The 15,616-nt window shown below is 70.5% G+C and carries 18 protein-coding genes; 11 read left to right on the top strand and 7 right to left on the bottom strand.

Translation table 11 applies throughout. The features are described 5' to 3' along the window. Nucleotides 1-96: 96 nt before the first annotated feature. Nucleotides 97-786, bottom strand: a complete 690-nt coding sequence (locus tag ACYVGD_RS11115; protein ID WP_460743686.1) for an SDR family oxidoreductase — start codon at nt 784-786, stop codon at nt 97-99. 183 nt (nt 787-969) lie between these two features. Then, nucleotides 970-1,899: a decaprenyl-phosphate phosphoribosyltransferase gene (locus ACYVGD_RS11110; protein ID WP_460743684.1), complete on the bottom strand. Its 930-nt coding sequence runs from the start codon at nt 1,897-1,899 to the stop codon at nt 970-972. Between the two features lie 35 nt (nt 1,900-1,934). Here ACYVGD_RS11110 and ACYVGD_RS11105 point away from each other — a divergent pair, with 35 nt between their 5' ends. After that, nucleotides 1,935-2,390 (top strand): hypothetical protein, encoded by a 456-nt coding sequence (locus ACYVGD_RS11105; protein WP_460743682.1) that lies wholly within the window; start codon nt 1,935-1,937, stop codon nt 2,388-2,390. Here ACYVGD_RS11105 and ACYVGD_RS11100 read toward each other — a convergent pair. The 4 genes from ACYVGD_RS11100 to ACYVGD_RS11085 all read right to left on the bottom strand — a co-directional run bounded on the left by ACYVGD_RS11100 (nt 2,387) and on the right by ACYVGD_RS11085 (nt 5,933). Next, a complete protein-coding gene (locus tag ACYVGD_RS11100) occupies nt 2,387-2,989 on the bottom strand; it encodes a Maf family protein (protein WP_460743680.1) in 603 nt (200 codons plus the stop codon). The genes ACYVGD_RS11105 and ACYVGD_RS11100 overlap by 4 nt on opposite strands. 7 nt (nt 2,990-2,996) lie before the next feature. Continuing rightward, the gene (locus tag ACYVGD_RS11095; protein ID WP_460743678.1) at nt 2,997-3,749 is read right to left on the bottom strand and encodes a DUF937 domain-containing protein; all 753 of its coding nucleotides are present in this window, start codon (nt 3,747-3,749) and stop codon (nt 2,997-2,999) included. Nucleotides 3,750-4,093: 344 nt separating this feature from the next. Further along, nucleotides 4,094-4,327, bottom strand: a complete 234-nt coding sequence (locus ACYVGD_RS11090) for an acyl-CoA carboxylase subunit epsilon (RefSeq protein WP_460743677.1) — start codon at nt 4,325-4,327, stop codon at nt 4,094-4,096. Nucleotides 4,328-4,358: 31 nt separating this feature from the next. Then, nucleotides 4,359-5,933: an acyl-CoA carboxylase subunit beta gene (locus ACYVGD_RS11085; protein ID WP_460743676.1), complete on the bottom strand. Its 1,575-nt coding sequence runs from the start codon at nt 5,931-5,933 to the stop codon at nt 4,359-4,361. A gap of 62 nt (nt 5,934-5,995) precedes the next feature. On the opposite strand from ACYVGD_RS11085, the gene ACYVGD_RS11080 reads away from it, so the two are divergent. The 10 genes from ACYVGD_RS11080 to ACYVGD_RS11035 all read left to right on the top strand — a co-directional run bounded on the left by ACYVGD_RS11080 (nt 5,996) and on the right by ACYVGD_RS11035 (nt 14,001). Further along, nucleotides 5,996-6,787, top strand: a complete 792-nt coding sequence (locus ACYVGD_RS11080; RefSeq protein ID WP_460743674.1) for a biotin--[acetyl-CoA-carboxylase] ligase — start codon at nt 5,996-5,998, stop codon at nt 6,785-6,787. A 21-nt stretch (nt 6,788-6,808) separates the two neighbouring features. Continuing rightward, nucleotides 6,809-7,321 (top strand): PH domain-containing protein, encoded by a 513-nt coding sequence (locus ACYVGD_RS11075; protein ID WP_460743673.1) that lies wholly within the window; start codon nt 6,809-6,811, stop codon nt 7,319-7,321. Beyond that, nucleotides 7,318-8,085, top strand: a complete 768-nt coding sequence (locus tag ACYVGD_RS11070; RefSeq protein WP_460743672.1) for an enoyl-CoA hydratase/isomerase family protein — start codon at nt 7,318-7,320, stop codon at nt 8,083-8,085. Before ACYVGD_RS11075 ends, ACYVGD_RS11070 begins: the two co-directional genes overlap by 4 nt. Nucleotides 8,086-8,271: 186 nt before the next feature. After that, on the top strand, nt 8,272-9,246 hold the full coding sequence (locus tag ACYVGD_RS11065) for a peptidoglycan-binding protein (RefSeq protein ID WP_460743671.1): 975 nt from the start codon (nt 8,272-8,274) through the stop codon (nt 9,244-9,246). A 95-nt stretch (nt 9,247-9,341) separates the two neighbouring features. Continuing rightward, nucleotides 9,342-9,839, top strand: a complete 498-nt coding sequence (locus tag ACYVGD_RS11060) for a GtrA family protein (protein ID WP_460743670.1) — start codon at nt 9,342-9,344, stop codon at nt 9,837-9,839. 8 nt (nt 9,840-9,847) lie between these two features. Next, the gene (locus tag ACYVGD_RS11055; RefSeq protein WP_460743669.1) at nt 9,848-11,011 is read left to right on the top strand and encodes a 5-(carboxyamino)imidazole ribonucleotide synthase; all 1,164 of its coding nucleotides are present in this window, start codon (nt 9,848-9,850) and stop codon (nt 11,009-11,011) included. Beyond that, complete coding sequence (gene purE, locus ACYVGD_RS11050; protein WP_460743668.1) at nt 11,004-11,501, top strand: 5-(carboxyamino)imidazole ribonucleotide mutase; 498 nt, start codon at nt 11,004-11,006, stop codon at nt 11,499-11,501. The genes ACYVGD_RS11055 and purE overlap by 8 nt, the downstream gene beginning before the upstream one ends. 2 nt (nt 11,502-11,503) lie before the next feature. Beyond that, the gene (locus ACYVGD_RS11045; protein ID WP_460743667.1) at nt 11,504-12,280 is read left to right on the top strand and encodes an EI24 domain-containing protein; all 777 of its coding nucleotides are present in this window, start codon (nt 11,504-11,506) and stop codon (nt 12,278-12,280) included. Nucleotides 12,281-12,330: 50 nt separating this feature from the next. After that, a complete protein-coding gene (locus ACYVGD_RS11040) occupies nt 12,331-13,485 on the top strand; it encodes an acyl-CoA dehydrogenase family protein (protein ID WP_460743747.1) in 1,155 nt (384 codons plus the stop codon). A 111-nt stretch (nt 13,486-13,596) separates the two neighbouring features. Further along, nucleotides 13,597-14,001: a lipoprotein LpqH gene (locus tag ACYVGD_RS11035; RefSeq protein ID WP_460743666.1), complete on the top strand. Its 405-nt coding sequence runs from the start codon at nt 13,597-13,599 to the stop codon at nt 13,999-14,001. Nucleotides 14,002-14,014: 13 nt separating this feature from the next. On the opposite strand, the gene ACYVGD_RS11030 is transcribed toward ACYVGD_RS11035, so the two are convergent. Continuing rightward, nucleotides 14,015-15,613, bottom strand: a complete 1,599-nt coding sequence (locus ACYVGD_RS11030; protein ID WP_460743665.1) for an amidohydrolase — start codon at nt 15,611-15,613, stop codon at nt 14,015-14,017. Nucleotides 15,614-15,616: the final 3 nt, after the last annotated feature.

Genomic DNA, 15,616 nt, shown 5'->3' with positions numbered 1-15,616 from the left:
TAAGGTAGAGCGCGGGAGGCTGCTGTGCAAGCGCGGTTCCCGTCTCGCGTACGACATCTCGGCCGATCCCCACCTTCTGGGGGCCCGCGTGGTCGATCAGCGCGCCAAGGGCCGGATCGACAGCTCCTCGACCGCGCCGTTGTCGGGGGTGTCCACGGCGAGGCGGACGGCCGCGGCCACGGCAGCGGGCGAGAGGTAGCGCGCCCCGTCGTAGGCGGCGTTGCCGAGTTCGGCCTGGATCTCGCGCTGCATGTCGGTGTCGACGCGGCCGGGGTGGATGGAGGTGACGCGTACGCCGTGGGGGCGCTCCTCCTCGCGCAACGCGGCGGTCAGGGCGCGCAGGGCGAACTTGGACGCGGCGTACGCGCCCCCGCCCGGCCCCGCGGTGAACCCGGCTCCGGAGTTCAGCGCGACGACGAGCCCGGAGGCGGTGCGCAGCGCCGGCAGCAGCGCGCGGGTGAGGTCGGCGACGGCCACGACGTTGACGGCGAGCGTGCGGACCCACTGGTCGTGGGTCAGGTCGGCCACGGTGCCGAGCTGGGAGATCCCGGCGCTGTGGACGAGGACGTCGAGGCGTGCGACGGTGGCCGCGGCACCGGCGACGGCCAGAGGATCGGTCAGGTCGCAGGCCCACGGCTCCGCATCGGGCAGCCCGGCGGCGACCCGCGCGCAGTCCCGGGGCGAGCGGCCGCCGACCAGCACGTGGTGATCGCGGCCGAGGTCGTCGGCGACGGCGCGGCCGATGCCGCGGGTGGCTCCGGTGATGAGGGCGACAGGTCGGTCCATGGGGGAACCCTACGCGGCCCTTCTTCACCGAGGACGACGGCGCGCGCGTACTTCCTCCTCACCCCGACGCCATCGCTGCGGGGCGCTTCGACGAGGTGGTCGCCGGCTACGACTCCCCGTGAGACGCAGCGATCCCGCCCGGAGGGCCGGGCGGGATCGTGGTGGTGGTGCTGGGTTCGACGGTCAGCGAGCGAAGACGGCGACGGCCACGATGGCCAGCCAGATGACGCCGATGATCTGCAGCGCGCGGTGGTTGAGCACCACGTCCTCGGGCTCGCCGGCGTCGCCCTTGTCGACCTCCATCGCGTACTGGAGCAGGCCGATCGTCAGCGGGGCGATCGAGAGGACCGTCCACGGCACACCCCACAGGCCGGGGTGGAGTCGCGACTGCTCGAAGGCCCACAGACAGTAAGACACGAGCGTGACCGCCGCCGACAGGTGCCAGGCGAAGCGCAGGTAGGACACCGTGTAGGCCTGCAGCGAGCGGCGCGTGCCGGCGTCGGCACCCAGCGCGACCATCTCGGAGTAGCGCTTGCCGGCCACCATGAACAGCGAGCCGAACGAGGCGACCAGGAGGAACCACGACGACAGCTCGATGCCGGCGGCGACGCCGCCCGCGATGGCGCGCAGGAGGAAGCCGGACGCGACCATGGCGAGGTCGATGATCGGCTGGTGCTTGAGGAACTGCGTGTACATGATCTGTAGCACCAGATAGACGATGATCGTCACGCCGAGCATCTTCGCGGTCCAGAAGCCGAGACCCAGCGAGATCGCCGCGGTCACGACCGACAGCGCCCACGCCGTGGGGACCTTGAGCTCGCCGGCCGCGATGGGACGGAACCGTTTGCGCGGGTGCAGGCGGTCCTCGGCGACGTCCATGATGTCGTTGATCAAATAGATCGTCGCGCTCGCCATCGAGAACGCGAAGAAGGCCAGAATGCACTTGAGCACAACGTTGACGTCGAGCAGTGCGCCGGCGGACAGGGGAGCGGCGAAGACGAGGACGTTCTTGATCCACTGCCGCGGACGCATGGCGCGGATCGCGGCGGGGAGATACGTCTTGGGGCGCTCGGCTTCACCTGGGGGCGCGGGAACGCTGGGCTGAGTAGTCATGACGATCCGAGGCTACCGCCACTACGGTGGGATCCGTGCATTTGCAGCGAACGCCGGGTCATCGTGTCAAGGGTCTCACCGCCGTCGCCGTCGCCGGGGCTGTCTCGCTCGCCCTGGCTGGCTGTGGGCGGGCCGCCGGGCCGGTGCTGCCGACGACGCGTCAGTCGCCCGTCGCGGTCCCCCGGGTGGAGGGTTCCCACACCCTCGCCGAGCTGGGTTTCGTGAACGGCCCGTCGGAGTTCGCGCTGCCGGCGTCGACCCGCCTCGTGCAGCGCGTCGACCAGCCGAACGTGGTCACGCTCGTCTTCGCCGCACCTGCGGCCGACGTCTTGGGGCCCTGGGTCGCGGAGCGGGCCCTGGAGGGCCGGTGGCAGGTCGTCGTCGAGGGCGACGGTTCGCTCGTGGTGCGACGCGCGGCCGGGGGAGCGACCTGGGAGGGGGCGTACGCGTCGGGTCCGACCCCTGCTCTGACGTTCCGACGGGTCGGCTAGCGCCACAGGGTGTGCCAGGCGACGCCGAGGTCGGCGGCCATGGTGCGCACGAGCGGCAGGCTCAGCCCGATCACGTTGTGGTGGTCGCCCTCGATGTGGGTGACGTACGCGCCGCCCAGCCCGTCGATCGTGAACGCGCCAGCGACCTGGAGGGGTTCGCCGGTGGCGACGTACGCCTCGATCTCCGCGTCGTCGACGTCCGCGAAGTGGATGTTCGTGGAGGCGGTTCGGGTGACCGCGTCGCGGCAGCCCTGGTGGAGGCGTACGAGGTGGTGGCCGGTGTGGAGGACACCGGAGCGTCCGCGCATGGCCCGCCACCGTTCCACGGCCACCGCGGGCTCGTAGGGCTTGCCGTGGGCCTGGCCGTCGAGCTCGAGCACCGAGTCGCACCCGATGACGAGCACGTCGTCGGTGGTTGCGAGCCGATCGGCGACCGCGGACCCCTTGCGCTCGGCCAGGATCCCGGCCAGCTCGACGGGGGAGTGGTGGCCCACCCCGTCCTCGTCGACGCCGGAGACGACGACGTCTGGCTCCACGCCCGCGCGCTGCAGGATGGACAGGCGCGCGGGCGAGGCCGAGGCGAGGACGAGGCGGGTCATCGTGGGGTCAGCGTCGGCCGCCGCCGAGCATGCCCTTGAGGATCTCGGCGAGGATGTCGCCGCCGAGGGACCCGGCCTGCGACTGCTGGGCCTGCGGCTGCTCGACGTCAATCGTCTGCGGCGCGTCGCCGGTCGGCTGGGCCGGGGCCTGCTGGAGGCCGCCGCCCTGCGGCTGCGGGGCCTGCTGGGTCTGCGGGGCCTGATGGGTCTGGGGGGCCCGCCGGCCGCCCAGAACCTGTCCGAGGATGTCGGGGAGGGAAAAGCCGCCGGACTGCGGGGCCTGATGCTGGGTCTGGGCCTGCCCGCCCAGGGCACCGCCGAGGATCTGGCCGAGGACGTCGCCGTAGGGGCTGTTGCTCTGCGACAGGCGCTTGCCGAGGTAGGCGAGCACGATAGGGGCGAGGATCGGCAGGAGCTTGCCGATGAGGTCGGAGCTGCCCTTGGGGGACGCCTGGCCGAGCGTCTGCACGACGTTGCCGGTCTGGGCACCGAAGATGTGGCGCACGATCGCCTCGCCGTCGGCGGGGTCGACGGCGGCGAGGTCGACGCCGCGGCCGATGACCGGGCTCTGTGCGTGCTCGGCGAGGGCCTGGGCCAGCGAGGCCTCGCCGTTGGGGTCCTCGGCGTTGGCGGACATGCCGTGGAGCAGGGTCTGCACGACCTCACCGGCCACGGCCTCGGTGGTCGCGGGATCTTCGCCCACCTGATCGGCGAGCTGGTCCATCGGGATCTGGCGGAGGATGTCGTCAACGGCACTCATGGTCGTCCTAACGGTTGCGGCCACCGGAGCCACTCCCGGCAGCCTGCGTCATCCCAAGGTACCGGGCGCCCGCAACGCGCCTCGGATGCCCCCAACTCGGGACGCCGAGGGCCGTACGCCACCCCGGCCGGCGGATTGCGACAGATCTGCCCCGGGACGGACCGGTGGCCGCCAGATCGACCGGCCGCGTCTGCCGTGCGGCGGAACAGTCGCAACCTGTCGTACGCCGGCGCCGGTTGCGACCGTTCCCCGTCTTGCTGGCGTTCGCTCGCGGGACGAGTCCCGCTCCCGGGACGTGAGCGCGCAGGAGGCGGACTCCCAGGCGGGCGTCGCGCGCGCCGGGACTACCCGCGCCGGATCGCGTGCCTCCAGGCGGCGGGGCCGGGGCGGTGCTCACGGCGCACGACGCGCCAGTAGGACTTCCAGCCGCCGGCGCGGGGGAGGTCGGTGGTGCGGCTGCGACCGTCGGCGGACGACGCGGCGGACAGCACGGTGATGATCGCGGCCAGCTCCTCCTCGGTGGGCGAGCCGGAGACGACTTCCACGACGGGCTTGGTGGGCTCGGTGGGTTCGCTCATGCGGTTTCCTTCTGCCTGATTCGTACGCCGGTCACAGCGGGATGTTGCCGTGCTTCTTGGGCGGCAGGGTCTGGCGCTTGGTGCGCAGGAGGCGCAGCATGCGGATGATCTCGGAGCGGGTCTCGTGGGGGTGGATGACCTGGTCGACGTAGCCGCGCTCGGCGGCGACGTACGGGTTGGCGAGCTCGTCCTCGTACTCCTGGACCAGCCGGGCGCGCAGCGCGTCGGGGTCGTCGGCGCCAGCGAGTTCCTTGCGGTACAGGATGTTGACCGCGCCCTGGGCGCCCATGACGGCGATCTGGGCGGTGGGCCAGGCGAGGTTGATGTCGGCGCCGAGGTGCTTGGACCCCATGACGTCGTACGCACCGCCGTAGGCCTTGCGGGTGATCACGGTGACGAGGGGGACGGTGGCCTCGGCGTAGGCGTAGATGAGCTTGGCGCCGCGGCGGATGATGCCTTGGTGCTCCTGCTCGACGCCGGGCAGGAACCCGGGGACGTCGACGAAGGTGAGGACGGGGATGTTGAAGGCGTCGCAGGTGCGGACGAAGCGGGCGGCCTTCTCGGACGCGTCGATGTCGAGGCAGCCGGCGAAGTGCATGGGCTGGTTGGCGACGACGCCAATGGTGCGGCCCTCGACGCGGCCGTAACCGGTGATGATGTTCGGCGCGAACAGCGGGGAGGTCTCGAGGAACTCATCGTCGTCCATGACGGTCTCGATGACCGTGAGCATGTCGTACGGCTGGTTGGGAGAGTCGGGGATGAGAGTGTCGAGCGTGCGGTCGTGGTCGGTGATCGACAGGTCGAACTCGTCGTCGCCGTAGATCGGCGGGTCCTCGAGGTTGTTCTGGGGGAGGTGGGACAACAGGTCGCGCACGTAGTCGATCGCGTCGGCCTCGTCGGCGGCGAGGTAGTGGGAGTTGCCCGACTTGGTGTTGTGGGTGCGGCCGCCGCCGAGGTCTTCCATCGAGACGTCCTCGCCGGTGACGGTCTTGATGACGTCGGGGCCGGTGATGAACATCTGGGAGGTCTGGTCGACCATCACGACGAAGTCGGTGAGCGCCGGGGAGTAGACGTGGCCGCCGGCCGCGGCGCCCATGATCAGGGAGATCTGCGGGATGACGCCGGAGGCGAGCGTGTTGCGGCGGAAGATCTCGCCGTAGAGGCCGAGTGAGACGACGCCTTCCTGGATGCGCGCGCCGCCGCCCTCGTTGATGCCGACGAGCGGGCAGCCGGTCTTGAGGGCGAAGTCGATGATCTTGACGATCTTCTCGCCGTAGACCTGGCCCAGCGAACCGCCGAACACGGTGGCGTCCTGGGAGAACACGCAGACGGGGCGGCCGTGGATGGCGCCGACACCGGTGACGACGCCGTCACCGTAGGGACGCTTCTTCTCCATGCCGAAGGCGACCGAGCGGTGTCGCGAGAACTCGTCGAGCTCTGCGAACGTGCCTTCGTCGAGCAGGGCATCGATGCGCTCGCGGGCCGTGAGGCGGCCCTTCGCGTGCTGCTTCTCGATGGCGGCCTCCGACAATGCGTGGACGGCCTCTTCGGTGCGCCGATCCAGATCGGCCAGCTTCCCCGCCGTGGTGTGGATGTCGATGTCCATGACCCGACAGTAGCGCCGCATCACGCCTCCCGACAGGGAAACCGATGGGTAAGGTCTGCGACGTGCCTCTCACTCCTCCGCCCAGCGCCCCAGCCCTCGCCGAGCGTCTCGTGCGCCCGGGTTCTATGTGGTCGAGGGTCGACGTGCTGGCGTCGACCGGCTCGACGAACGCCGACCTCGCGGCGCTCGCCCAGGCGGGTGCGCCGCACGGCACGGTGCTCGTCACCGACAACCAGACGGCGGGCCGCGGGAGGTTCGCGCGGGCGTGGACGACACCGCCGGGGGTCTCGGCGGCCGTGTCGGTCCTGCTGCGGCCCGAGGTGCCGCTCAAGCGCTGGAGTTGGATCCCGCTGATGACGGGGGTCGCCGTGCTGGAGGGCGTACGCCGGGCCTCCGGGCTGGACGTGGGCCTGAAGTGGCCCAACGACGTCCTGGTCGGGGACCGGAAGCTGTGCGGCCTGCTGGCCGAGCGCGTGGAGACGCCCACGGGTCCGACGGTGGTGGCCGGGTGGGGCATCAACGTGTCGATGGGCCGCGACGAGCTCCCGGTGCCGACGGCGACGTCGCTGCTGTTGGAGGGGGTTGACGTCGACAAGACCGCGCTGGTCGGTGACGTCCTCGAGGCGTACGCGGCGGCGTACGCCCTGTGGGTCGACGATCCCCAGGCTCTGGTGGAGCGGTACGAGGCCGTTTGCGTGACGCTGGGGCGTGAGGTGCGGGTCATCCGCAGCGAGACCGACGTGGTGGAGGGCGTCGCGACCGGTATCGACACCGATGGCGCGCTCGTGGTGCGCACCGCCGCCGGTGAGCAACCGTTCGCCGCCGGTGACGTGATGCACCTGCGTCCGGCCTGATCGGCTGCTAACTTCCGGACCATGGTCAAGGCTTCCGGGATCGCACCCGACGAGCGCGTCGTGCACCACCTGCGCACCCATCCGAAGGCGTTCTACGTCCCGTTGCTGTCGGTGCTGGCCCTGTGCGTCATCGGGATCGCGGTCGGCGTTCTGCTGCCGGCGGAGTACGCGACGGTCGGCTGGATCGTCATCGGTGTGGTCTGCGCCGCGGCGCTGCTGTGGTTCCTGGTGGGGCCGTTCATGCGCTGGCGCTCGAGGACCTACACGATCACCGATCGTCGCATCATCACCCGCGCGGGCGTGCTGAATCGTACGGGTCACGACATCCAGCTGCGGAAGGTGAACGCAGTCTCCTACGAGAAGAGCGTCACCGATCGGCTGTTCGGTTGTGGCACGCTGAAGCTGGACACGGCGTCGGAGGCCGGCGTCGTGGTGCTGCCCGACATCCCAGGGGTCGAGCAGGTCCACCTGGACATCAACGAGCTGTTGCACGACTCGGAGTCCGATCCGCGCGAGGGAAGGATCTCCGAATGATCGAGTCGGTACGCCACGGCGAGCACGTCGTCGAGCTCGTCATGAACCGCCCCGAGGCGATGAATGCCCTGTCGACGCGGCAGGCGCGTGCCATCGCCGCAGCGTGCGAGGAGCTGGCCGCCGATCGCACGGTGCGTGCCGTGGTCCTGTCGAGCGCGTTGGAGAAGGCCTACTGCGTGGGCGCCGACCTCAAGGAGCGCAATTGTTTCACCGACGACCAGCTGCGCGAACAGCGCGAGGTGTTCCGTGCGTGCTTCGGGGGCGTGGGTGCGCTGCCGATGCCGACGGTGGCCGCGGTCGAGGGATTCGCGATGGGTGGCGGCTTCGAGCTGGCGCTGATGTGCGACCTGGTGGTCGCCTCCGAGACGGCGGTCTTCGCGCTGCCGGAGCTGGGGGTGGGGGTGATCCCCGGTGGCGGGGGTACGCAGACCCTGTCGCGTCGGGTCGGGCGCAACAGGGCGGCCGACGTGATCTTCACCGGCCGGCGCCTGGACGTGGCCGAGGGGGAGACGATGGGCTTCGTCGACCGGCGCGTGGCCGCCGGCTCGGCGCGGACGGCCGCCGTCGAGCTCGCCCGGGTGATCGCGACGAAGTCGCCGATCGGCGCCCGCAACGCGAAGCGCGCGCTGGTCGAGGGGTTCGACCTGCCGATCTCGGAGGGCCTCGACCTCGAGCACGAAGGATGGGTCGCGACCGCGTTCTCGCCCGACCGCGTCGAGGGCATCGCCGCGTTCAACGAGAAGCGCGCGCCGCGCTGGAGCTGAACGCCACCTCGTGGTGGCCAGCGCCGGAGGTCCCACGGGCGTCTGTCCGTTCTTCCTGCTGAGGGGCGGAATCTTCCGCTTCAGAGGGCGGAAGAATCCACCTCCACGGAGGGTGCGGAAGGAGCCTCGGTGGGACAGGGTTGGTCTCGAACAGGCCCCGTCCCCCCAGACCAATGGAGAACTGCCATGGCCATCAAGAACAAGCTCGTCGCCCTCGCCGGTGCCACCGTCCTCTCCTTCGGAGTCACGGCCGGCCTCGCGCTCAACAGCGCGGAGGCCGCGCCCGTCGCGACGATGTCGACCTCCCAGACCTCGGTCCTCCCCGTCCTGAAGCAGGGCTCGAAGGGCGAGGGCGTCAAGGTCCTGCAGCGCTTCTTGAAGATCAAGGTCGACGGGTCGTTCGGCCCCGACACGCTGAAGGCCGTCAAGGCCTTCCAGAAGTCCAAGGGCCTTGCCCAGGACGGCTCGGTCGGCCCGGCGACGTGGTCGAAGCTGGTGCCCGTTCTGCAGTACGGCGCCAAGGGTGACCAGGTCAAGGTGCTCCAGCAGACGCTGAACGCCCGCGGCCACAAGGTCTCTGTCGACGGCTCCTTCGGTCCCGCCACCCAGAGCGCCGTCAGGGCCTTCCAGAAGTCCAAGGGGCTCGTGGCCGACGGCGTCGTCGGCCCGAACACCTGGCGTGCGCTCATGGGCGCCTCCAGCGGCGGCCCTGTGACCCCGCCCGCGCCCGGTCAGGGCGGTCCCGACAAGCGCTACGCGCACCCCAAGAAGAGCGGCAAGTACAAGAACGGTCAACTCCCGAACAACGTCCTGTGCACCGTGCCCTTCTCGCCGAAGGACCGCGCGGCCTGCTACATGCTGCCCGACCTGATCGCCTTCAACAACGCGTACCGTGCGAAGTTCGGCTCGAACATCCCGATCACGGGCAACAACAACGCGTACCGCACCCTGGCCGTCCAGGAGCACTACTGGAGGACGCTGCCCCGCGGCCAGGCCGCCCGCCCCGGCACCTCGAACCACGGCTGGGGCCTCGCGATCGACATCGCCAACGTCGGCGGGCACGGCACGGCCAAGTACCGCTGGCTGAACTCCAACGCCGGCCGCTTCGGCTTCGACGACAATGTCTCCCACGAGGCGTGGCACTGGGAGTACGAGCGCTGATCCACCGCTGTGAGGCCGCCCCGACGTCTGTCGGGGCGGCCTCCTGCGTTCTCCTGACGCCACGGGGCCCCGCGCCGTTTCGCTAGAATCCCCGCGTGACGACACCGCCCCACGGCCATCCCGACCAGCTCCCGCATAACATCGAGCTGCCGCTCGAGGACCGTGAGCCCAGCGGCGACCTCAAGCAGCAGCTCGTGCGGTTCATTGCCACCGGCGTGCTCTCGGCGATCGTCGACTTCGGCCTGCTGCTGATCCTGACCCATTTCTTCGGCGCGTCGCAGGCGCTCGGCAAGGCCATCTCGTTCATCGCGGGCACGACCACCGCGTACATGATCAACCGTCGCTGGACCTTCAAGGCCGAGCCGTCGACCAAGCGGCTGATCGCCGTGTGGGCGACCTACGGGCTCACGTTCGTCCTGCAGGTCGGCCTGTACGCGCTGTTGTTCCGCCTGCTCGACGGCCAGGTGCCGGGCCTGCTCGGCCTGAGCGGCCTCGTGATCGTCCAGACCATCTGCTTCGTGATCGCCCAGGGCGTCGCGACCGTCTGCAATTTCGTCGTCCAGCGCGTCATCTTCGCCAAGCTGGACCAGTGAGGAGCGCCATGCCGTCCGATCCCACGCAGCCCGCGCGCCCGTTCGTCGTCGGCGTCATCGGCGGCGGCCAGCTCGCCCGCATGATGTACGCCGCGTCCGTGCGGCTCGGCATCACCCTCCGCGTCCTCGCCGAGGGCCCGGACGTGAGCGCCGCGCAGGTCGCCCACGACGTCGTCGTGGGTGACCACACCGACCCCGCCACGGTCCAGGAGTTCGCCGCCGGCTGCGACGTCATCACCTTCGACCACGAGCACGTGCCCACCGACATCCTCCACGACCTCGAGGACGCGGGCATCGCCGTACGCCCGGGCCCGGACGCGCTCGTCCACGCCCAGGACAAGGCCGTCATGCGCGAGCGTCTGGCGCGGTACGCGCCCGCGTACCGGATCTGCACCGGCGCCGACGAGCTCGTCGGCTTCGGCGACGAGCAGGGCTGGCCGATCATCGCGAAGACCGCGCGCGGCGGTTACGACGGCAAAGGCGTGTGGAAGCTCGGCTCGGCCGACGAGGCGCGCGCCCTGTACGCCGAGGTCGGCAACGGCACCCGCCTGGTGGGGGAGGAGCTCGTCGACTTCGCCCGCGAGCTGTCGGCGCTCGTCGTGCGCTCGCCGTCGGGCCAAGCGGTGGCCTACCCGGTCTCGGAGTCGATCCAGGTCGATGGGATCTGCTCGGAGACCATCACCCCGGCCCCCGGGCACACCGACGAACAGGCGACCGCGGCTCAGGTGCTCGCGCTCGGCGTCGCCCACGAGCTCGGCACCGTCGGCGTGCTCGCCGTGGAGCTGATGGAGCGCCGCGACGGCTCGGTGGTCATCAACGAGCTGGCGATGCGGCCCCACAACACCGGTCACTGGACCATCGACGGCTCCCATACGAGCCAGTTCGAGAACCATCTGCGCGCCGTGCTCGATCTGCCGCTCGGTGACCCGGGCACGCGTGCCCCCTGGGTCGTCATGCAGAACGTGCTCGGCGGTAGCGTCGACGACCTGCCCAGCGCGCTGCTGCACTGCTTCGCCCGCGACCGACGGCTCGGGGTCGAGCTCTACGGCAAGGAGGTCCGGCCGCGCCGCAAGGTCGGTCACGTCAACGCGTACGGCGACGACCTCGGCGAGGTGCGCCGCCGGGCCGAGCACGCCGCCAACTACCTGATGGGGGTCGAGGGACATGACTGAGCAGAAGCCACGCGTGGGCATCGTGATGGGGTCCGACTCGGACTGGCCGACGATGGAGGCCGCGGCGCTGGCGTGCCGCGAGTTCGACGTCGCGTACGAGGCCGACGTCGTCTCGGCCCACCGCATGCCCGACGCGATGGTCGACTACGGGCGCACCGCCCACAAGCGCGGGCTGGAGGTCATCATCGCTGGCGCCGGCGGAGCGGCTCACCTGCCGGGCATGCTCGCCGCGCTGACGCCGCTGCCGGTGATCGGCGTGCCGGTGCCGCTGAAATACCTCGACGGCATGGACTCGCTCTTGTCGATCGTGCAGATGCCCGCCGGCGTACCCGTCGCGACGGTCGCGATCGGCAACGCGCGCAACGCCGGCCTGCTCGCCGTGCGCATCCTCGCCGCCGGCGACCCGGACCTCACCGCGAAGATGGTCGAGTTCCAGGCCGGGCTGAAGGCCGCGGCCGAGGCCAGGGGCGCGAAGATCCGGGGGAGCTGATCGTGGAAGGGCTGTCCGACCTCGGCCGCGGCATCGCCATGGTCGCGCGCCGTCCGCGTGCGGTGGGGCTCGGGCTCATCCCGCCCCTGGTCTGTTCGGTGCTGCTCATCGGCCTGCTGGTCGCGCTGGGCGTCTACGTCGATGACCTCGCGAACGCCTTGACCCCCTTCGCCCGCGGCTGGTCGGAGTCGGTGCGCGGGTTCGTCCGCGCCCTGCTCATGGTGATCCTGTACGCAGTGGCCGTCCTCGTGGCCGTCCTCACGTTCTCATCGATCACGCTGGCCATCGGCGCGCCCGTGTACGAGCGCATCGCGGCCGGCATCGACGACGCCGTCTCGGTCGTCCCGCCGGCACGGGTGGCAGAACGCGCCCACCAGATGGTGGGGCGCGTCATCGGTCAGGTGCTCGTGACGGTCGCGCTGTCGCTGGCCGGTGCGGTCGCCTGCTTCGCGCTCGGGCTGGTTCCGCTCGTCGGTGCGGTGCTGGGGGCGGTGGCGTCCGCGGTGTTCGGGGGCTGGATGATGGCCCGCGAGCTCGTGGGGCCGGCCATGGAGCGCCGCGGGCTGCTGAAGCTCGCCGAGCGCGGACGGGTGCTGCGTGCGCGTCCGCTGACCGTGCTCAGCTTCGGCATCCCGGCTTTCTGGCTGCTCGCCATCCCGTTCGTGTCGGTGGCGTTCTTCCCCGGTGCCGTGGCGGGCGGGACGCTCCTGACGCGTCGCCTGCTGGGGGAGCCGACCCGACCGGTGGGTCAGGAACGACCAGCTGTTACTGACGGGTAGTCGACCGTTGACAACGCCGCTACTGTGAGGCTGTGACCGACTTCACCGACATGTACCGCCCGACGGAAGACCACGACGCCTTCCGTGAAGCCATCCGCGACGTGTGCGACGCCAAGGTCGCCCCCAACGCGTCCGAAGCCGACGAGAAGGCCGAGTTCCCGCAGGCCTCCTTCGACGCCCTGTTCGCCACCGACTTCCACGCCCCGCACATTCCCGAGGCGTACGGCGGCGTCGGTGCCGACGCGCTGGCGACCGTGATCATCATCGAGGAGGTCGCCCGTGCGTGCGCCTCGTCGTCGCTGATCCCCGCCGTGAACAAGCTGGCGACGGTCCCGCTGCTCATCTCCGCGTCCGAGGAGATCAAGCAGAAGTACCTGTCGCGCATGGCCAATGACGGCCAGCTCGCGTCGTACTGCCTGTCCGAGCCCGAGGCCGGCTCCGACGTGGCGTCGATGAAGACCCGCGCAGTGCGCGAGGGCGACGAGTTCGTCATCAACGGCGTGAAGCGCTGGATCTCCAACGCCGGCACGGCCGATTTCTACACCGTCTTCGCAGTCACCGACCCCGAGAAGCGCACCAAGGGCATCTCGTGCTTCGTCGTGGAGAAGTCCGACGAGGGCGTCTCCTTCGGCGCGCCGGAGAAGAAGCTCGGCATCAAGGGCTCGCCCACGCGCGAGGTCTACTTCGACAACGTCCGCATCCCCGCCGACCGCATGGTGGGCGAGGAGGGCACCGGCTTCATCACCGCCATGAAGACCCTCGACCACACCCGCGTCACGATCGCCGCGCAGGCCATCGGCATCGCCCAGGGCGCGCTCGACTACTGCCTCGGCTACGTCAAGGAGCGCGAGCAGTTCGGCAAGCCGATCGCCGAGTTCCAGGGCCTGCAGTGGATGCTGGCCGACATGGGCATGAAGATCGAGGCCGCGCGCCAGCTGACGTACGCCGCCGCGTGCCGCTCCGAGCGCGTCGACGCCGACCTCACCTACTTCGGTGCCGCCGCCAAGTGCTTCGCCTCCGACGTCGCCATGGAGGTCACCACCAACGCGGTGCAGATCCTGGGCGGCTACGGCTATACCCACGACTACCCGGTCGAGCGCATGATGCGCGACGCCAAAATCACCCAGATCTACGAGGGCACCAACCAGGTGCAGCGCATCGTCATGGCCCGCCAGCTGCTGGCCGGCCTGCCCGACAACCGCTGACCCGACGACGTCCGCCGACGCGACGACGTCCCCGGCGCCGGCCACCTTACGGGTGGCCGGCGCCGTCGTGTCCACGGACCGACGCTCCCGACCGGCGGTAGCATCCGGGGCATGCAGTGCAGATGGCAGGCGGCGGCGCTGGGAGTGGCGGCGACGATCCTGGGTGGGTGCTCGATCATCGCCGGCGGGTCGGGCCAGTTCGTCATCGAGGGGCGCACCTACAAGGTGACCGGGGTGACCTGCACCGTCGAGAACCAGCAGCTCGACGTGCGGGTCAGGGCTGGCAACGCCCTGCTCGAGCTGACCCTCGAAGAGCCGGCCCACGAGACCGGACGGGTGCTGCTCGGCGGTTTCGGAACGGCGACCTACGCCTCCGAGTCGGGCGAGTTCGAGGTCGTCCAGGAGGGCAACCGGTTCCGCGTGACGGGCAAGGCACGCGGGCTGGGCGGCGAGGCCGAGGGCCGCACGGACGAGCCCTTCACCGCCGACATCACCTGTCGCACCATCAAGCGCTGACGCGCCCGACTGGTCAGCCGCGGGCGTACACCTGCTCGCCGGCGATCCACGTGCCTGTCACGCGCGTGTCGGCCAGGCGGGCCGGGTCGATGGTGAACACGTCCTGACTGAGCGTCACGAACGACGCTTCCTTGCCCGGCTGGATCGAGCCGAGGTCGCCCAGGCCGAGCAGCCGCCGGGCGCGGTCGGTGTACAGCAACACCGCCTGCGGGACCGTCACCGCCTGGTCCGGTGCGATGGGCTCGCCGTTGTATGCCGCCCGGCTCACTGCGGCGTGGATCGACATGAACACGTCGTCGGGATCGGCCCACGTCGTCGCGGGGCAGTCCGAGCTCAGCGCCGCCGCGTCGAGGCCCGCGTAAAGGTCCTTGACCGGATAGGTGCGCGCATACTGCTCGGCGGACAGGTTGGTCGAGTAGGAGTCGTGCTCGGCGTAGAAGAAGTTCACGTTCGACGCGACGCCGAACCACATGCGTGCCTCGTGCGCGCGGCGGACCAGGTCAGCGTCCATGAGGGTCGCGTGCTCCAGCCGTACGCTCGGCCGGTCGGTCAGCCACGGCTCCTCGTCGCCGTAGCGGTCGAGGACCCACTCGATGGCCGCGTCGCCCATGGCGTGGAAGGCGATCTGTAACCGGTTCTCCCGCGCGTACGCCAGGGCCTCGGTCATCACCTCCTCGCTGGTCAGGCGCATGCCAAAGCGGTCGGACGTGCCGGGGTAGGGGTCGCGCATCCAAGCGGTGCGGTTCGATATCGACCCGTCGGCGAACAGCTTGATGCCGGCCACGGCAACGCGGCCGGTACGGTCGGCATCGGTGAACCGGATGTCGGTCTCGCGCAGTGCGGCGTAGTCGTAGTAGATCCGTACCGCCTGCCGCAGCCCTCTGGCGGCTGCCTCCCGGAACAGCTCGCGGTGGTCGTACGCGTCGGTGGGCACCACGAACATGTCGGTGACCGCGACCAGTCCGCGCTCGGCGAAGTGGTGGGTCGTCGCGGCGAGCGCCTCGGCCTCGGCCTCGAGTCCGGCGGATCCCATGGCCCGCATGACGGCCTGGTTGGCGCCGTGCTCGACCAGGACGCCGTTGGGCGTACCGTCGTCGTCACGTCCGAACTCCGCACCCTCCGGGTCGAGGGTGGCGGGGGTGATCCCGGCGATCTCGAGCGCGCGGGAGTTGCAGATCCCGGAGTGGCAGTCGGAGCGCAGCACGTGGATCGGCTGGGTGGTCGAGACCTGGTCGAGGTCGTGGCGGGTCGGCGTACGCCCCTCGGCGAGCTTCGACTCGTCGTAGCCCCAGCCGCGGATCCACGCGTCGGGCCCGTGGCCGTACGCGCGGTGGCCTCGCAACGCCTCGAGCATGCCGGGGATGTCGTGGACCATCGGGACGGTGCAGGCCACGGCGTCGTTGATCAGCGCCACGTAGGTCGCATGGGTGTGAACGTCCAGCAGGCCGGGCAGCACTGTGCCCCCAAGACGCACCGGGTCGGCGTCGGCCGGAACGTCAGCGGCGTCGCCCACCCACGTGAACCGCCCATCGGAGACGGCGAATGCGGTGGTGAAGGACGTCTCGTCTGTGCCGAGGAAGACCTTGTCGGCGGTGAAGTAGGTCGGGCTCACACC

It is taken from the genome of Mariniluteicoccus endophyticus, assembly GCF_054780035.1.
The sequence above is the reverse complement of the archived record's forward strand: the minus strand, read 5'-3'. Positions and strand labels throughout refer to the sequence as shown.